Annotated in this window: 14 protein-coding genes and 1 tRNA gene; 7 read left to right on the top strand and 8 right to left on the bottom strand. The window is 69.3% G+C overall.

The features are described 5' to 3' along the window. Positions 1–4: 4 nt before the first annotated feature. From ACFQS1_RS29695 to ACFQS1_RS29665, 7 genes are all read right to left on the bottom strand, one after another. Positions 5–901, bottom strand: coding sequence for a ThiF family adenylyltransferase (locus ACFQS1_RS29695; protein ID WP_378974736.1), 897 nt, complete (start codon positions 899–901; stop codon positions 5–7). After that, on the bottom strand, positions 898–1,455 hold the full coding sequence (locus tag ACFQS1_RS29690; RefSeq protein WP_378974734.1) for a ubiquitin-conjugating enzyme family protein: 558 nt from the start codon (positions 1,453–1,455) through the stop codon (positions 898–900). The genes ACFQS1_RS29695 and ACFQS1_RS29690 overlap by 4 nt, the downstream gene beginning before the upstream one ends. 2 nt (positions 1,456–1,457) lie before the next feature. Then, positions 1,458–2,432: a hypothetical protein gene (locus ACFQS1_RS29685; protein ID WP_378974732.1), complete on the bottom strand. Its 975-nt coding sequence runs from the start codon at positions 2,430–2,432 to the stop codon at positions 1,458–1,460. Positions 2,433–2,594: 162 nt separating this feature from the next. Next, positions 2,595–3,674 (bottom strand): SAVED domain-containing protein, encoded by a 1,080-nt coding sequence (locus tag ACFQS1_RS29680; protein ID WP_378974730.1) that lies wholly within the window; start codon positions 3,672–3,674, stop codon positions 2,595–2,597. Positions 3,675–4,074: 400 nt separating this feature from the next. After that, a tRNA-Arg gene (locus tag ACFQS1_RS29675) sits at positions 4,075–4,146 on the bottom strand. Positions 4,147–4,195: 49 nt separating this feature from the next. Beyond that, on the bottom strand, positions 4,196–4,861 hold the full coding sequence (locus ACFQS1_RS29670; RefSeq protein ID WP_378974727.1) for a DUF305 domain-containing protein: 666 nt from the start codon (positions 4,859–4,861) through the stop codon (positions 4,196–4,198). Further along, positions 4,861–5,658: a DUF3105 domain-containing protein gene (locus tag ACFQS1_RS29665; RefSeq protein WP_378974725.1), complete on the bottom strand. Its 798-nt coding sequence runs from the start codon at positions 5,656–5,658 to the stop codon at positions 4,861–4,863. Before ACFQS1_RS29665 ends, ACFQS1_RS29670 begins: the two co-directional genes overlap by 1 nt. 86 nt (positions 5,659–5,744) lie before the next feature. Between ACFQS1_RS29665 and argS the strand changes: the two genes are divergently transcribed. The 5 genes from argS to thrC all read left to right on the top strand — a co-directional run bounded on the left by argS (position 5,745) and on the right by thrC (position 11,605). Next, a complete protein-coding gene (gene argS, locus ACFQS1_RS29660) occupies positions 5,745–7,409 on the top strand; it encodes an arginine--tRNA ligase (protein ID WP_378974722.1) in 1,665 nt (554 codons plus the stop codon). A 3-nt stretch (positions 7,410–7,412) separates the two neighbouring features. After that, complete coding sequence (gene lysA, locus ACFQS1_RS29655; protein WP_378974720.1) at positions 7,413–8,798, top strand: diaminopimelate decarboxylase; 1,386 nt, start codon at positions 7,413–7,415, stop codon at positions 8,796–8,798. Between the two features lie 14 nt (positions 8,799–8,812). Further along, a complete protein-coding gene (locus tag ACFQS1_RS29650; RefSeq protein WP_378974754.1) occupies positions 8,813–10,105 on the top strand; it encodes a homoserine dehydrogenase in 1,293 nt (430 codons plus the stop codon). Positions 10,106–10,108: 3 nt separating this feature from the next. Then, entirely contained in the window at positions 10,109–10,480 is a 372-nt protein-coding gene (locus tag ACFQS1_RS29645; RefSeq protein ID WP_378974717.1) for a VOC family protein, read from the top strand. Between the two features lie 75 nt (positions 10,481–10,555). After that, positions 10,556–11,605, top strand: a complete 1,050-nt coding sequence (gene thrC / locus ACFQS1_RS29640) for a threonine synthase (RefSeq protein ID WP_378974714.1) — start codon at positions 10,556–10,558, stop codon at positions 11,603–11,605. Here the strand turns inward: thrC and ACFQS1_RS29635 are convergent. Then, complete coding sequence (locus tag ACFQS1_RS29635; RefSeq protein WP_378974711.1) at positions 11,591–12,043, bottom strand: MarR family transcriptional regulator; 453 nt, start codon at positions 12,041–12,043, stop codon at positions 11,591–11,593. The two genes, thrC and ACFQS1_RS29635, sit on opposite strands and share 15 nt — an antisense overlap. Before the next feature lie 121 nt (positions 12,044–12,164). On the opposite strand from ACFQS1_RS29635, the gene ACFQS1_RS29630 reads away from it, so the two are divergent. Together ACFQS1_RS29630 and ACFQS1_RS29625 are read left to right on the top strand one after the other, a co-directional pair. Continuing rightward, positions 12,165–15,413, top strand: coding sequence for an efflux RND transporter permease subunit (locus ACFQS1_RS29630; RefSeq protein WP_378974708.1), 3,249 nt, complete (start codon positions 12,165–12,167; stop codon positions 15,411–15,413). Positions 15,414–15,483: 70 nt separating this feature from the next. Beyond that, complete coding sequence (locus ACFQS1_RS29625; protein WP_378974706.1) at positions 15,484–16,725, top strand: MFS transporter; 1,242 nt, start codon at positions 15,484–15,486, stop codon at positions 16,723–16,725. Positions 16,726–16,735 lie beyond the last annotated feature (10 nt).

Below are 16,735 nucleotides of genomic sequence, written 5' to 3'. Positions count from 1 at the left end.
CCGCCTACGCGCAGCACCCCGACCGGTTCACCCGCCGGCCCCGCGCACCCCAGCTCCCCGAAAAAGCCTGGATCAACCAGCCAACAACCGAGGCACAAACCGTCTCAATTTGACTTGACAAATTCCGGTCGGCTTGATCGACGACGTCAAGATGGTGAGCCTCAATGGAGGTGTCAGGGTGGCGTTCGCCGAGAAACTCGCGCATTCCGTCAACTTTGTATTGACCGACGTAGAGATCCGGCAACACGTGGCGGACGAGGTTGTGCCACATCAGACGATCGGGGTCTAACAGCCGTAGCCGGCCCACGCCGTACCCGGCTAGCGAGCGGGCGGCCGCCCCGCCAATACTTCCCACCCCGATCACGGTGACCGTCACCTTCGACAAGTCCTCCACCGGCCAGAATGGTCGAATCTGGTCGATGCCTGTTGTCTCGGGCTCGACAGCCACCCGCGCCGGCTCGGCGCCTTGTCGGGTGACGAACCAGGCCGCGAACACTGGAATTGGCACCTCGTTGTACGGCGCGGCGGCGGCTTCCGGGGCGTACGTCAGCACGACATATCCGGTGTTCCCCGGATCCTTCAGCGTGATCGGGAGCATGCCCTTGAAGGCGTCGAGCGTGGTCATCGTCGCGTGGCGTCTGGCGATGTCGTACCAGGCGAGGTGAAGGTCGGCCGGCACCTTGCACCAGAGGCCATCGCCGCCCGGGGTGGCGCAGTTCATCGGATGGTGCTTCGGTCGCAAGCTCACCTGGTAGCCGGCAGAGCCGTTGTGGACAAAGCTGACAACCGCCGACTTGTCACTGGACGAGTGCCTGAACCGGATGACTCCGTGACGACCGGCGCCGGCGGCCTCCAAGTGGCGGGCGGCATCTCGCGGCAACAGCAGCAGCGGGCCGATCATTCGACCTCGGCAATCGGCTTCGGCGCCGTGTTACCCGACGTGGCGGTTTGGGTGATCAGGTGGTCCTGCGCGTCGTCGCTCACGATACCGTTGAGTGTCATCACGGCCATGGCTCCGGCCTTGACGAGGGCGTACTCCACGCGCCACGCCGCGGCCTTGATGATCAGGTCACAGATCGAGTCGTTCGGGTCCCAAGCGGTCTCGGTCTGGTACAGGCAAAGGCTCCCATCGCCCAGCACATGCCAGCGGTGTTGCGTGCACTCGAGCGGCTCTGGTCGCGGGTCGACAGGGTAGATGCGTGGGGGAACCATCGGATATGCCTGCCGGTACAGGATCGCGACTGTCATCCCCTGTCCGCCGAGCAGGTCGGGTAATCCCCGAGGCTCCGGCCGGGCGAGCGGCCACATCGGCAGCCGCCCTTCCCACCGGCCGGCACCCTCCGGCGCCCAGCGAAGGTCCGGAAATTGCGCCGACACCTCCGCTTGATCTTGAGTGAGACGGTCCGGCTCGGCGTCCCACCAACTGATCGGCTCGATGCTGCGACGATTCGTCACGATCAGCCCTGCGGGGCATCCTTGATCCGACGAGGTGCCACCGCCGGCACGATCAGCGCCGGGCCGGTGCTGACCTTCCCTCTCGGGGCCGGGAAGTCGCTGCCAAACACATCACGCCACAGCCGCTTGGCGTCATCGGTGTGGCCCTGGTCGGCCGCCTCGCATGCCTGGTCGGCAAGGTCCGCTGCCTTGAGCAACGACTTGCGCAGGCCCACATAGTCAAGATCCAATTGGATCTCACCGCAGAGGCCCGCAGGGTCGACCACCGGACCGTTGCCCACTGCGATGGCCGCGGCCGTGAAGAACCGCCTCAGCGCTTCCGGTCGGGAGTAGCCGGCGGGCAGGTACTGAAGCCCCAGAACCTCCATGACCAGCTTCTTGACCTTGCCGTCGACCTCGGCGCGGCGCGCCCATCGCCTCAGCACGCGGATCATGCGGAGGTAGTAGGTCCACTCCGCGCTGCGCTTGGCGATCTCCTGTACGAGGTACATCGGGTCGGCCGGCACCCAAAGGTTCGATTTCTTCTCGGGAATCAGCAACGCCCCGTTGTGCCTCAACGCGGGCATCGAGTCTACGGTGAAGCCGTCCTTGTCTCCGGGCAGATCGATGAAGCACTTCACCGCGTGGTTGCGAGGGTCCGCGAGGCGGACCAGCTTCTCGAAGGTGCCGTTCGTCTTGCCGAGCAGCCTGTTGACCTTCCCGCCCAGCACATCCAGTGCCTCGGCGGCCGAATCCCCGGGCTGCCCCCACTCCGGGTACTGAGCCGAGTCGAAGATCACCACGAGGTCCAAGTCGTGGATCTTCGGCCCGATGTGGGTGCTGCGCCGCAAGGACCCGGAACCCCAAACCTCGTCGACGTCGTCCTCGCCGCCGAGCGCGGTCTTGAACGTGTCGCGGCGTGCGCGGGCCTCCGTTACCTGCGTTGGGTCCGCGTCGACCTTCTCCTGGAAGGCGTCGAACGCCTCGCTCAGACTCACCAAACCCCCTCGTTGCGGAATACGCGGCGGCACCGCCGATCACCGGGTCATGAGCAATGCCATCACCCGGCCCCCTGACCGGGAGCCGCACCTCGTCACAACAGTAGGGCGGGGGTATGACATTTCCGCGCCGCTGGTCGCCGATCAGGAGCTGGATCCCGATCAAGGGGCAGGGGTCGGCGGAAACGGCTCATAGGTGCTGGTCGCGCTGTCGAACGTGAATGCGGTCCACTTGTTCCTCTCCGGGGACGCGAGGCGGGCACCGAGTGCCACCGCGATGGCGACTGGCCCGCTGAGGAAGATGGCGTGATCGCCGGTCCGAGCCTCGGCGGGCAGCGGGGCGGCACGCCAGGCGCGGCAGGTCTGCTCTACAACGCCGGTGAACGTCTCGCCGTTCTCGGTTAGGCGAGCCGTCGCGGTACGCAACCTCAACACGTAGCCGATGCCGTGCTGGCGGCACGCTGCGACGACCTGGTCGGAGAACTGGTCTCCGAATCCCTGGAGATCAAGTGCGAGCGCGACCTTGGTCCGATCGCCGCCGTCAACCGCCTCCAGGCGCTCCAGAATCAATGGCTCGGCGGTCGACTCCACCGCGCGGAGGGACGTTGCCGGGAAGTATGGCGGCGATCCATCGGCCTGACGGATGGCGTGCACGGTCACCTCGCGGGCGTGGGTGTAACCCAATCTCGCGCCCAACCAGAAGGCCGAATTCAACGGCATCGTGGGGATCAGGTTGATACGGGACGCATCGGGCGTCAGGCGCTCCGCCATCATGATCGCCACGAGCGTCTCGTCCGCCAAGCGATCGATCAGATTGCGATCACGTGTGCCGTCGCCAGACATCTCGGCGTCCGTCTTCAGGGTGACCGAGCAGGTATCCCGACTGAACGTCTCGGCCTGCTGGTCAAGCTGACGTGCCCGCGCCAGCCCTCGCCGGGCGTCCATCGCCGTTACCACGATGCCTACCCGCACCTGACGCCGCGCTTGACCTCGAAGCCAGAACCCGAGAACAACTAGCCCAAAACCGGCAGCACACCCGAGGAAGAACCACCAGCGCCCGGCGCCCTCACCCGTCATCAACGACTTGAGCGCCTCGATACCGAACCCGCCAGCGACGATACCGCCGACCGTTGTCGCGGCCGTCCCATCGAGCAGCGTCGCCCAGATCCCCTGTCCGCCGCGCGCCGCATTCCCGGACCCGACCACGGTCAGCCGGGGCGAGCCCTTGGTTCCCTGTCCCATCAGATGAACCGCCCACCTAGTACGAAACTCTCGCATTGCAACAGGTGCTGGCCCACACCCGCCAGCCGGTCACTCTACGTGTCAGAGCGCCACCGCCGGAGAACGGGTGGCGCCACGCCCGGAACGGCGAGAATCCACCGAATGGGGCCACGGGTGCCGCCGAGGCATGGCAACTCGATGACACACACGCGCCAGCGGCCACACCGCGACCCCCGGCATACTTCAACCATCCCGGGGCGACCACGAGCTCGCGCCGGCCTCGGCGCTGGCGGTCGGACGAACGAGAACGGCCCAGGGCATCTGCCCGGGGCCGTTCTCGGAAGCTACCTAGGTCAGTACGAACTTCGCCTCTACGCGTAGTCGTCGACCGATCACGGTGCGATTTTGCAGATCTACAGCGTGCCCCCGGCAGGATTCGAACCTGCGCTTTCGCCTCCGGAGGGCGACGCTCTATCCCCTGAGCTACGGGGGCTCAGTGGTTCCAGAGCCTAGCAGGCCGCCCGGAACCACTGCCAACGGGGTTACGACGACTGGATCTTCTTGAGGAGATCGTCGATGAGGTTGATCTCGCCCTGCTGGGCGGTGACCATCGTGCCGGCCAGCCAGTCGACGTCCTCGTTGCCGGAGAGGTCGATGGCCTCCTGGGCCATGTGGATGCCGCCCAGGTGGTGCTGGCGCATCAGGGTGAGGAACTGGACGTCGAGGTCCTTGCCGGTGGCCTTGCGCAGCGTGGTCAGCTGCTCGGGCGTCGCCATGCCGGGCATCAGGCCGTTGACCAGCGAGCCGGCCGAGTTGGGCATCCAGCTCATGGCGGGCTTGGATCCGGTCGGGCTGAGTTTCCAGCCGCGCAGCCACGCCTGCATGTAGCCGATCTGGGCCTGCTGGGTGGTGGCGATGTCGGCCGCGAGGGTGACGACGCCGGGGTTGTCGGAGGCGGCGTGGGCGATCATCGCCATCTCGACGGCCTGGGCGTGGTGGGTCGACATGTCGCGCAGGAAGCCGGCCTCGACCGAGTCGTCGCCGGGGGTGGACAAGCGCGGGGCCAGCAGGCCGACGCCGAGGCCGAGCAGCGCCCCGACCACGATCGCGGCGACCACGAGCAGCCAGCCCCGGCCGGTGCGGGGCCGGCTGCCGTTGATCGACGCGGCGGCCTCGGCCGCCGCGTCGGGGTCGGTGGAGACGGTCATCAGCTGCCGGTCATCGTCGAGCCGTTGCCGGCCGCGGTCACCGGGCCGGTGGTGGTGTTGCCGCTGGAGCAGGCCGCGCCGGGCTCCATCGAGGCGTTCACGCGGGCGTCCTTGATGAACGCGTCGATGCGGCTGTCGTTCACGTCGTCGGTCTTGAGCTGGTATCCCCAGACCTGGACCGACACGTTCTTGTCGAGGCCGGCGTAGGGCGACATGAGCATGTAGTCCTGGCCCTGCACCTTCTTGGCCAGCGTGGCCACCTGGTCGGCGGGCAGGCCCTGCTTGTACGTGATCCACACGGCGCCGTGCTCGAGGCTGTGCACGGCGTGCTCGTTGGCGATCGGGGCGTCGTACACGTCGCCGGAGCAGTTCTGCCAGGAGGCGTTGTGCGCGCCGCCGACGGGCGGGCTCGTCACGTACGTCAGCGTGCCGTCCTTGTGGTCGCGGGCGTCGATCTGCGGGTTTTTCTGCGCCCGGTAGTCGACCACGCCCTTGATGTCGGCGAGTTTGTCCTCCCACGTGCGGGAGCCCTTGACGACACTGAACACGCCGAAGCCGATGATGCCGAGGGCGATGAGCGCCACCAGGCCGATCACCGCGATCGGGCCCCAGCTGCGGCTGCCGGAGACCTTGACCGGGGCGACGGGCTTGCGACCCTTGCCCTTGCCGGGAGCCGCCTTCTTCGCCGGGCCGGAACCGGGCTTCTTGGCGGAGGCGGGCGGCTTGCCCTGGCCGGTCGTCTTGCCGACCTTGACGGTGGACGGGACCCGCTCGGGTCCCGGCGTGCTCATGCTCATCGTGCCTCGTCGATTCGTTAAGAAGCGGAAGGGCGGGGCTCGGGTGGCCGCCGAGTGCGAAAGTCTACCCCCGATAGCATGGTTGAGTGACTCCCGCCAACCTTGCTGCCACCGTTCTCTCAGCTGCTCGTGCCGTCTTCGAGACCCGCGGTCTCGACGTCACGGCGCTGCCGGAGACGACGTCCTTGGAGCGACCGCGTAACCCCGAGCACGGGGACTACGCCTCCACGCTAGCCCTTCAGCTGGGCAAGAAAGCCGGGGTGGCGCCCCGTGAGCTGGCCGCGGGCCTGGCCGAGGAGCTCGGCCGGCAGCCGGGGATCAAGTCGGTCGAGGTGGCCGGCCCGGGCTTCCTGAACATCCGGGTGGACGCCGCGTCGGTCGGCGTGCTGGCCCGGGACATCGTGCTCGCCGGTGCGGATTACGGGCATACGGACACGTTGCGGGGCGAGCGGATCAACCTGGAGTTCGTCTCGGCCAACCCGACCGGTCCGGTGCACATCGGTGGCGTGCGATGGGCCGCGGTGGGCGACGCGCTGTCGCGGCTGCTGCGCGCGGCCGGCGCCACGGTCGGCACGGAGTACTACTTCAACGACGCCGGGTCGCAGATCGACCGGTTCGCCAAGTCGCTGTACGCGAGCGCCAAGGGCGAGCCCGCCCCCGAGGACGGCTACGGCGGCGCGTACATCGCCGAGATCGCCACGGCGGTCCGCGCCGAGGCGCCCGCCGTGCTGGAGCTGAGCGAGGCCGGGGCGCTCGAGGTGTTCCGCCGGGTGGGCGTGCAGCTGATGTTCGCCGAGATCAAGCAGTCGCTGACCGAGTTCGGCGTGCACTTCGACACCTACTTCAACGAGAAGGACCTGCACGACCGGGGCGAGCTGCAGGAGGCGCTCGACCGGCTGCGCGAGCAGGGGCACGTCTTCTCCGCCGACGGCGCGACCTGGTTGCGGACGACGGAGTTCGGCGACGACAAGGACCGGGTGCTGCGCAAGTCGGACGGTGACTGGACGTACTTCGCGGCCGACTGCGCCTACTACCTCGACAAGCGCAAGCGCGGCTTCGACCGGGTCGTGATCATGCTGGGCGCCGACCACCACGGCTACATCGGCCGGATGAAGGCGATGGCCGCGTGCTTCGGCGACGACCCGGCGCGCAACCTGGAGATCCTGATCGGCCAGCTGGTCAATCTCGTCCGCGACGGCGAGCCGGTGCGGATGAGCAAGCGCGCCGGCACGGTCATCACGCTGGAGGACTTCGTCGACGCGCTGGGCGTCGACGCCACCCGGTACGCGCTGGCCCGCTACTCCTCCGACTCGCCGATCAACCTCGACATCGCGGTCTGGACCAGGGCCAGCAACGACAACCCGGTCTATTACGTGCAGTACGTCGCGGCCCGTACGGCGAGCGTGGCCCGCAACGCGGCCGAGGTCGGCCTGACCCGGGGCGAGGCGGCCGGCTTCCACCCCGAGCTGCTCAAGCATGAGAAGGAGAACGAGCTGCTCAAGGCCCTGGGGGAGTATCCGGAGACGGTGGCCCGGGCCGCGGCGCTGCGCGAGCCGCACCACGTCGCGCGGTACCTGGAGGAGGTGGCGGGGGCGTACCACCGCTTCTACGACAAGTGCCGGGTGCTGCCGCTGAGCGACGAGGAGATCACGGATCTGCACCGGGCGCGGCTCTGGCTCAACGACGCCACCCGTACGGTGATCGCGAACGGTTTGGGCCTGCTCGGGGTCTCGGCCCCCGAAAGGATGTAGGGCATGCGAGCTCATGAGGCCGGGGCGCTGCACGGCGACCTGGGACAGCGGGGGCCCGCCTGGCTGCGTACGCCCGAGGACGTCAACGCCCTCGTGCCGCAACTCTGGCCACGCACCGTGCGCCGCACGGACGCCGGGTCGTTGGAAATAGGCGGCGTGAGCGTCGCCGATCTCGCGGCCGAGCACGGCACGCCCGCCTATCTGCTCGACGAGGCCGACCTGCGGTCGCGGTGCCGGGAGTTCGCGGCGGCCTTCGGCGACGCGGACGTCTATTACGCGGGCAAGTCGTTCCTGTGCAAGGCGGTCGTCAAGATCATCCACGAGGAGGGCCTCTTCCTCGACGTGTGCTCGGGCGGCGAGCTGGCGGTCGCGCTGAAAGCCGGCTTCCCCGCGGAACGCATCGGCTTCCACGGCAACAACAAGTCGATGGCCGAATTGTCCCGGGCGATAGAGGCCGGCGTGGGCCGCATCGTCGTCGACTCCTTCGACGAAATAACCCGCCTAACCGATTTGTCCGAGAAAACGGGCAAAAGGGCAAAGGTTCTCGTACGGGTGACCGTCGGTGTCGAGGCTCACACCCACGAGTTCATCGCGACCGCCCACGAGGACCAGAAGTTCGGCTTCTCGCTGGCCGGCGGAGCGGCGTTCGCGGCGGCCGTCAAGATCCTCGACGACGGCGTCCTCGACCTGCGCGGCCTCCACTCCCACATCGGGTCGCAGATCTTCGACACCAGCGGCTTCGAGGTGGCGGCCCGCCGGGTCCTCGAGCTGCAGGCCCAGATCCGCGATGCCCGCGGCGTGGAGCTCGAGGAGCTCGACCTCGGCGGCGGGTTCGGCATCGCCTACACCACCCAGGACGACCCCTCCACTCCCGGTGACCTGGCCAAACGGATCAACAAGATCGTCGAGGGCGAGTGCGAGCTGGCCAACCTGCGCAAGCCGCGGCTCTCGGTCGAGCCGGGCCGCGCGATCGTCGGCCCGGCGGTCTTCACGCTCTACGAGGTCGGCACGGTCAAGGACGTCGACGGCATCCGCACGTACGTCAGCGTCGACGGCGGGATGAGCGACAACATCCGCACCGCGCTCTACGACGCGTCCTACTCGGCCACGATGGCCGGCCGCGCCAGCGTCGCCGAGCCGATGCTGGCCCGCGTCGTGGGAAAGCATTGTGAAAGCGGGGACATCCTCGTGAAGGATGAATTCCTGCCCGCGGACGTGCGGCCCGGAGATCTTCTCGCCGTGCCGGGCACCGGTGCGTATTGCCGGAGCATGGCCAGCAACTACAACCACGTGCCTCGGCCGCCGGTGGTGGCGGTGCGCGACGGCGCCTCGCGCGTGATCGTGCGTCGCGAGACCGAGGACGACCTGCTCGCATTGGATGTTGGATGAGCGTGCGTAAACCGATCCGCCTGGCCCTGCTCGGCTGCGGCACCGTCGGCTCGGAAGTGGTCCGCCTGCTGCACCATCAGGCCGCCGACCTGACGGCCCGGATCGGCGCGCCGCTGGAGATCGTCGGCATCGCGGTCCGGCGGCTCGGCCGCGCGCGCGGTGATCTTCCGGTCCCGGCGGGCCTGTTCACCACCGACGCGCTCGGTCTGGTCAAGCGCGACGACGTCGACGTGGTCGTCGAGGTGGTCGGCGGCATCGAGCCGGCCCGCACCTGGCTGGTCGAGGCGCTGCGCGGCGGCAAGAGCGTGGTCACGGCCAACAAGGCGCTGCTCGCCGAGGACGGCCCGTCGCTGCACGACGCGGCCGCCGAGGGCAACGCCGACCTCTATTACGAGGCGTCGGTGGCCGGCGCCATCCCGCTGCTGCGCCCGCTGCGCGAGTCGCTGCACGGCGACCGGGTCACCCGGGTCACCGGCATCGTCAACGGCACCACCAATTTCATCCTCTCGTCGATGGACGCCACCGGCGCCGGCTTCAGCGAGGCGCTCGAGGAGGCCACCGAGCTCGGGTACGCGGAGGCCGACCCCACCGCCGACGTGGAGGGCTTCGACGCCGCCGCCAAGGCCGCCATCCTCGCCTCGCTGGCGTTCCACACCCGGGTCACCGCCGAAGACGTGTTCCGCGAGGGCATGACCGGGGTGACCGCCGGCGACATGGCCAGCGCCAAGGAGATGGGCTGCACGATCAAGCTGCTCTGCATCGCCGAGCGCGGCCCCGGCGAGACCGGCGCCGAGTCGGTCAGCGTGCGGGTGCACCCCGCGATGATCCCGCGCAGTCACCCCCTGGCCAGTGTCGGCGACGCGTTCAACGCGGTGTTCGTCGAGGCCGAGGCGGCCGGGCAGCTGATGTTCTACGGCCGCGGCGCGGGTGGCACGCCGACCGCGAGCGCGGTGCTCGGCGACATCGTGGCGGCCGCGCGCAACCGGCTCTCCGGCACCCGGGCGCCGAGCGAGAGCAACTACGCCCACCTGCCGGTCCGCCCGATCGGGGCGGCGGTGACCAGATATCACATCAATCTCGACGTCGACGACAAGCCGGGCGTGCTGGCCGCGGTGGCGGGCGTGTTCGCGCGGCACGAGGTCTCGATCGCGACGGTCCGCCAGTCCGGCCGCGAGGAGGACGCGAAGCTGGTCATCGTGACCCACGGCGCCCCGGACGCGAATCTGGCCGCGACCGTCGACTCATTGTCGCAACTGGACATCGTGCGATCCATCGCCAGCGTGCTGCGCGTCGAGGGAGGAGTCTGAGCCGTGCTCGACCACGTGGGGTTTCAGTGTGCCGATCTCGCCGCGAGCGCGGCGTTCTACGACGCCGTGCTCGCGCCGCTGGGCGGCAGCCGGCTGATGGACGTCAAGGTCGCGATCGGGTACGGCACCGGCGGCCATGCCAACTTCTGGATCAGCGAGCTGGCCGAGGGCGACGGCTTCCGCGAGTCGCACATCGCGTTCGTGGCGCGGTCGCGTGCCGAGGTCGACGCGTTCTTCGACGCGGCCGTGGCCGGCGGCGCCGAGGTGCTGCACGAGCCGCGGATCCACGAGGAGTACCACGAGAACTACTACGGCGCGTTCGTCCGCGACCCGGACGGCAACAACGTCGAAGCCGTGAGCCACCGTCCCGAGTAGTGGGCATTCGGTCCCAAGATTCGGCGCCCTCGGGCACCCTGGGACAGTCTGAGCAGCACGAGTGAGGAGTCGGCCATGTATCGGGGTTTGATCGAGCGCTATCGGGACCGCCTTCCGGTCACCGACGCCACCCCGGTGGTCACGCTGCACGAGGGCAACACGCCGCTCGTGCCGGCGCCGGTGCTGTCCCAGCGGGTCGGCGCCGACGTCTACCTCAAGGTCGAGGGCGCCAACCCGACCGGCTCCTTCAAGGATCGCGGCATGACCATGGCCGTGTCCAAGGCGGTCGAGGAGGGCTCCAAGGCGATCATCTGCGCCTCCACCGGCAACACCAGCGCGTCGGCCGCGGCGTACGCGGCCCGCGCCGGCCTCACCTGCGCGGTGCTCGTGCCGCAGGGCAAGATCGCGCTCGGCAAGCTGGCTCAGGCGCTCGTGCACGGCGCCAAGCTCCTGCAGGTCAACGGCAACTTCGACGACTGCCTCGCGCTCGCCGCCAAGCTGTCGCAGGACTTCCCGGTGGCGCTGGTCAACTCGGTCAACATCTTCCGCCTGCACGGGCAGAAGACCGCCTCCTTCGAGATCGTGGAAGCGCTCGGCGACGCTCCCGACATCCACTGCCTCCCGGTGGGCAACGCCGGCAACATCTCGGCGTACTGGATGGGTTACCTCGAGGACAAGGAGTCGGGCAACGCCTCGAAGCTTCCGAAGATGTACGGCTTCCAGGCCGCCGGCGCCGCCCCGATCGTGACCGGCAAGGTCGTGCCCGAGCCGTCGACGATCGCCACCGCCATCCGGATCGGCAACCCGGCCAGCTGGACCAAGGCGCTCGACGCCCGGGACGCGTCGGGCGGCCTGATCGAGGCGGTGACCGACCGCGAGATCCTCACGGCGTACCGCCTGCTCGCCCGCGAGGTCGGCGTCTTCGTCGAGCTGGCCAGCGCGGCCAGCGTGGCGGGCCTGCTGCAGCAGGCCCAGGCGGGCCGGGTGCCGGCCGGCTCGACCATCGTCTGCACGGTGACCGGTCACGGCCTCAAGGACCCGGAGTGGGCGATCTCGACCGCGCCGTCCCCGACGACCATTCAGAACGACGTGCTGGTCGCGGCCCGCGAGCTAGGCCTGGCCTGACTCCTCCTGCTCGGCCGCCTTCACCAGCAGCAGCGACGCCCGCGCCACGAGATCGAGCTCCTCGTCTGAGAGGCGGCTGAGGAGCGAGCGCATCTTCGCCTCCCCGGCGTTGAGGATGCTCCCGATGAGCTCGGCGCCCTTTCTGGAGAGCCCGATCCGGCGCACCCGCCGGTCGTGCAGGTCCTCGCTGCGCACCACCAGGTCCTGCTGCACGAGCCGGTCGACCATGCCGCTGAGCGCGGCCAGGCCGACGCCGAGCAGCCGGGCCAGCTCGCCGCCCGATACATTGCCGTGCCGGGAGAGCAACAAGAGGATCTTGAATTGCGACAGCGTCAGGTGGGACGAGAAGAGCGGATCCGAGCGGTCGTACCCGAACATCTGCTGGAGCCGCTCCTGAGCGCCCATAATGTCCGCGATGAGCTGTTCGTTCCCGGTCAAATCCGACCCTTCTTCGTGACGCTCTGATGGCCGGACGGTATCAAAACGACCCGGCGGAAAACCATTTGTTCGCGTCAGGCAAACTATTCATGCAGGCCGAACTTTAACGGGGGGAGCGCCCATGTCATTCCTGACCCGGCTCAGTCTTGCCAACCGAGGTCTCGTCGCCCTGATCGCGATCGTGATCACCGGCTTCGGGCTGTTCGCCATCCCATCGCTGAAGCAACAGCTGTTCCCGTCGATCGAGTTCCCCGCCGCCTTCGTCGGCGCGGCGCTCCCCGGGGCCGGCCCCGAGATCATCCAGAACCAGGTCACCGAGCCGATCGAGAACGCGGTCAAGGGCGTCGACGGCATCGAGAGCGTCCTGTCGACCACCTCCGAGGGCTCGGCCACGGTGACCGTGCTGTTCGTCTACGGCACCGACCTCGACCAGGCGGTCAACCAGCTGACCACCGCGGTCAACCGGATCCAGCCGACCCTGCCGGACAACGTCGAGCCGCAGATCTTCGCGGGCAGCACCGACGACATCCCGGCGATCGTGCTGGCGGCCTCCGGCGGCGCCGACGAGAGCGATCTGCTCGCCAAGCTCAACCAGACCGTGGTGCCCGAGCTCAACTCGATCGAGGGCGTCCGCGACACCACGATCACCGGCGCCCGCTCGAAGCAGGTCGTCGTCACGCCGGACGTCGCGAAGCTCACCGCCGCCGGGGTCAACCCGCAGTCGATCGGCACGGTGCTGCAGGCCAACGGCGCCTCGATCCCGGCCGGCTCGGTCACCGAGGGCGACAAGTCGCTCAACGTGCAGGTCGGCAACCCGATCACGTCGGTCGACGACCTCAAGGGCCTCTACCTCACCGGCAGCCGCGGCCCGGTCAAACTCGGCGACGTCGCCACGGTCGAGAGCAAGCTGCCCGCCGCCACCTCGTACACCCGCACCGACGGCGTGGACAGCCTCGGCGTGATGGTCACCGCGAAGCCGAACGGCAACCCGGTGCAGATCTCCACCGAGGTCCGCGACAAGCTCGACCAGCTGCAGAAGGACACCGGCGCCAAGCTGACCGTCGTGGTCGACCAGGCGCCCTACGTCCAGAGCTCGATCAAGAGCCTGACCACCGAGGGCCTGCTCGGCCTGGTGATGGCGGTGATCGTCATCCTGGTCTTCCTGATGTCGGTGCGCTCGACGCTGGTCACGGCCGTGTCGATCCCGCTGTCGGTGCTGATCGCGCTGATCGCGCTGTGGACCGGCGACTACACGCTCAACCTGCTCACCCTCGGGGCCTTGACGATCGCCGTCGGTCGGGTGGTGGACGACTCGATCGTGGTCCTGGAAAACATCAAGAGACATCTCGAGTACGGCGAGGAGAAGAGCCACGCGATCATCACGGCCGTCCGGGAGGTGGCCGGCGCGGTGACCGCGTCGACGCTCACGACGGTCGCCGTGTTCCTGCCGATCGCCCTGGTCGGCGGCCTGGTCGGGCAGATCTTCTCGTCGTTCGCGATCACCGTCACGGTCGCCCTGCTGGCGTCGCTGCTGGTGGCGCTGACCGTGGTGCCCGTGCTGGCGTACTGGTTCCTCCGGCCGCCCGGGGCCGGCTCCGATCCCGGGGCGATCCGCCGCGCGGCCGAGGAGAAGGAACTGCGCAGCCCGCTGCAGCGCGCCTACCTGCCGGTGATCCGCTTCGCCACCAAGCGACGCTGGACCACGCTGGCCATCGGCGTGCTCGTGCTGTTCCTCACGCTCGGCCTGGGCAGCCAGCTCAAGACCAACTTCCTGGACGAGTCCGGGCAGGACTCGCTGAGCATCACCCAGGAGCTGCCGGTCGGCACCAGCCTGGCCGCCACCAACGAGGCGGCCAAACAGGTCGAGGCGGTGCTCGCGAGCGACAAGGACGTGCAGACGTACCAGGTCACGGTGGGCAACGGCGAGTTCAACCCGTTCGCCGGCTCCTCCGGGGCCAGCACGGCCAGCTTCCAGGTCGGCCTCACCGAGGACGCGGATGCCGAGGTGGTCAGCGACGACCTGCGCGCCCGGCTCGGCAAGATGAGCGGCATCGGCGAGATCACCGTCGGCGCCGACAGCTCGGGCCTCGGCGGCAGCGAGCTCTCGGTCGACGTGCAGGCCGCCGACCAGAAGGTGCTCGAGACGGCGACCAAGCAGGTCCAGGAGGCGATGACCGGGACCACCGGCGTCACCGACGTGACCACCACGCTGGCCGCCAGCGTTCCGCGGCTCGACGTCTCGGTGAAGCGCGACGTCGCCGCCCAGTACGGCATCACCGATGCTCAGGTCGGGCAGACCGTCGCCGCCGCGTTCCGGGACGCGCCGGCCGGGAAGATCACGGTCGACGGCGCGAGCCAGGACGTGGTGGTGTCGTACGGCGCCGCCCCCGCCGACCCGAACGCGCTCAAGGCCCTGCCGGTGACCACGCCGAAGGGCGTGGTGCGGCTCGACCAGGTCGCCGACGTCCAGCAGGTGGCCGGCCCCGAGCAGGTCACCCGGGTCGACGGCAACCGCAGCGCCTCGGTCAAGGGCACGGCCACCGGCTCCGACCTCGGCGCGGCCACGGCGGAGCTGCGCAAGAAGCTGGACGCGCTCACCCTGCCGGCCGGCGCCTCGTGGTCGATCGGCGGCGTCAGCGAGGACCAGGCGAAGGCGTTCAAGCAGCTCGGCCTGGCCGTGCTGGCCGCGATCGCGATCGTCTTCATCATCATGGTGGCGACGTTCCGCAGCCTGATCCAGCCGATCATCCTGCTGGTCTCGATCCCGTTCGCGGCGACCGGCGCGATCATCCTGCTGCTGGTCACCGGCACCGCGCTCGGCGTGCCCGCGCTGATCGGCGTGCTGATGCTGGTCGGCATCGTGGTCACCAACGCGATCGTGCTGATGGATCTGATCAACCACTACCGGGCCCAGGGCATGGGCGTGCAGGAGGCGGTGATCGAGGGTGGCCGGCACCGGCTGCGGCCGATCCTGATGACCGCGATCGCGACCATCTTCGCGCTGCTGCCGATGGCGCTCGGCCTCACCGGCGAGGGCGGCTTCATCTCCCAGCCACTGGCCATTGTGGTCATCGGCGGCCTGGTCAGCTCGACGCTGCTCACCCTGGTGCTGGTGCCGACCCTCTACACCATGGTGGAGAACCGCAAGGAGAAGCGGCGGGCCAAGCGGGCCGCGAAGCGCGCCGCCAAGGGCCTGCCGGACGACACGCCCAAGCACGCCGCCGACGAGCCGGCCGTCGACGAGGTCCCGGTCGCGATGGCGCCCGACTCCAGCGGCGGTGCGCACGAGGCGCCCAGCGGGGCGCTGCGCGGCTACACCGACCAGTTCGAGGTGCTGAAGGTGCCGCGGCGGCCGAACCAAGCGAAGTGATCGGGGCGAAATGATCATGCCGGGGCCGGCCCGGACGGGCCGGCCCCGGCACGCGCGTTAAGTTCCTTACGTGCCAGCAATCTTCTCGGTCGTCGCGCGCAATCGGGACTTCCGCCGCCTGCTCGGCGCCGAGCTCGTGGTCTTCGGGGCCGACTGGTTCGTCATCGTGCCATTGCTGGTGCTGCTGCCCGAGCTCACCGGCAGCGGCGCCTGGGGCGGCCTGGTGCTGGCCGCCGACACCGGGATCAACGCGCTGCTGCTGCCGTTCACCGGCACGATCGCCGACCGGTTCGACCGCCGCAAGATCCTGGTGATCGCCAACGTCTGCGCGTTCCTGGCGGCGCTGTTGCTGTTCGCCGTCCGCTCGGCGGCGACCGCCCCGCTGGCCCTGGTCGCGATCGGCGCCATGTCGGTGGCCAAGGCGTTCTACACGCCGGCCGCCTCGGCCGCCCTGCCCAACGTCGTCGACCCCGTCGACCTGCCCGCCGCGAACGCGATCTCCGGCTCGGCGTGGGGCACGATGACGATCGTGGGCGCGTCGCTCGGCGGCGTGGTCGGCGCGGCCGCCGGGGCGTACTGGAGCTTCGCGGTCACCGCCGGCCTGCTGCTCGCCGCCGCCGTGCTGAACTTCTCGGTGCGCCGTCCGCTGCAGGCGGCCCGTGCCGCCGGCCAGTCACCACCGACCTGGCACGCGCTGCTCGAGGCGCTGCGCTACATCGGGGCCCGGCCGCGCATCCGCGCGCTGGTCACCGTCAAGTCGGCGGCCGGCCTCGGCAACGGGGTGCTGACCGTCTTTCCGCTGATCGCCACGCTGCACGGCGTCGGCACGCTCGGGGCCGGCCTGCTCTTCGCGGTGCGCGGCGTCGGCGCGCTGGTCGGCCCGCTCGCGCTGACCCCGGTGCTGCATCGGCGAGGCTGGCTGCTGCGCGGCCTGGCGCTGTCGATGGCGCTCTACGGCGCGGGATATCTCACGGTGTCGGTGACCCCGTGGTTTCTGCTGGTGCTGGTCCTGGTCTTCGTGGCGCATTGCGCCGGCGGCGCCAACTGGACGCTGTCGAACTACGCGCTGCAGGGCGAGGTGCCCGACCAGCTGCGCGGCCGGGTCTTCGCCACCGATCTGATGCTGGCGACGCTGGCCATCACGGTGAGCCAGCTGATCGCCACCTCGGTCGTCGACCGGGTGGACGAGCGGTGGATCCTGGCCGGCTGCGGCGCGCTCACCCTGACCTACGCGATCGGCTGGCGGATCGCCACCCGCAAGCTGACCTTGACCGAGGAGCCGTCAACCGTCGCTGTCTCCGGTGAATCATGACCGCTTAGCA

This window comes from Paractinoplanes rhizophilus, from assembly GCF_042664765.1.
In the GTDB taxonomy this organism is placed as follows: domain Bacteria; phylum Actinomycetota; class Actinomycetes; order Mycobacteriales; family Micromonosporaceae; genus Actinoplanes; species Actinoplanes rhizophilus.
The sequence above is the reverse complement of the archived record's forward strand: the minus strand, read 5'-3'. Positions and strand labels throughout refer to the sequence as shown.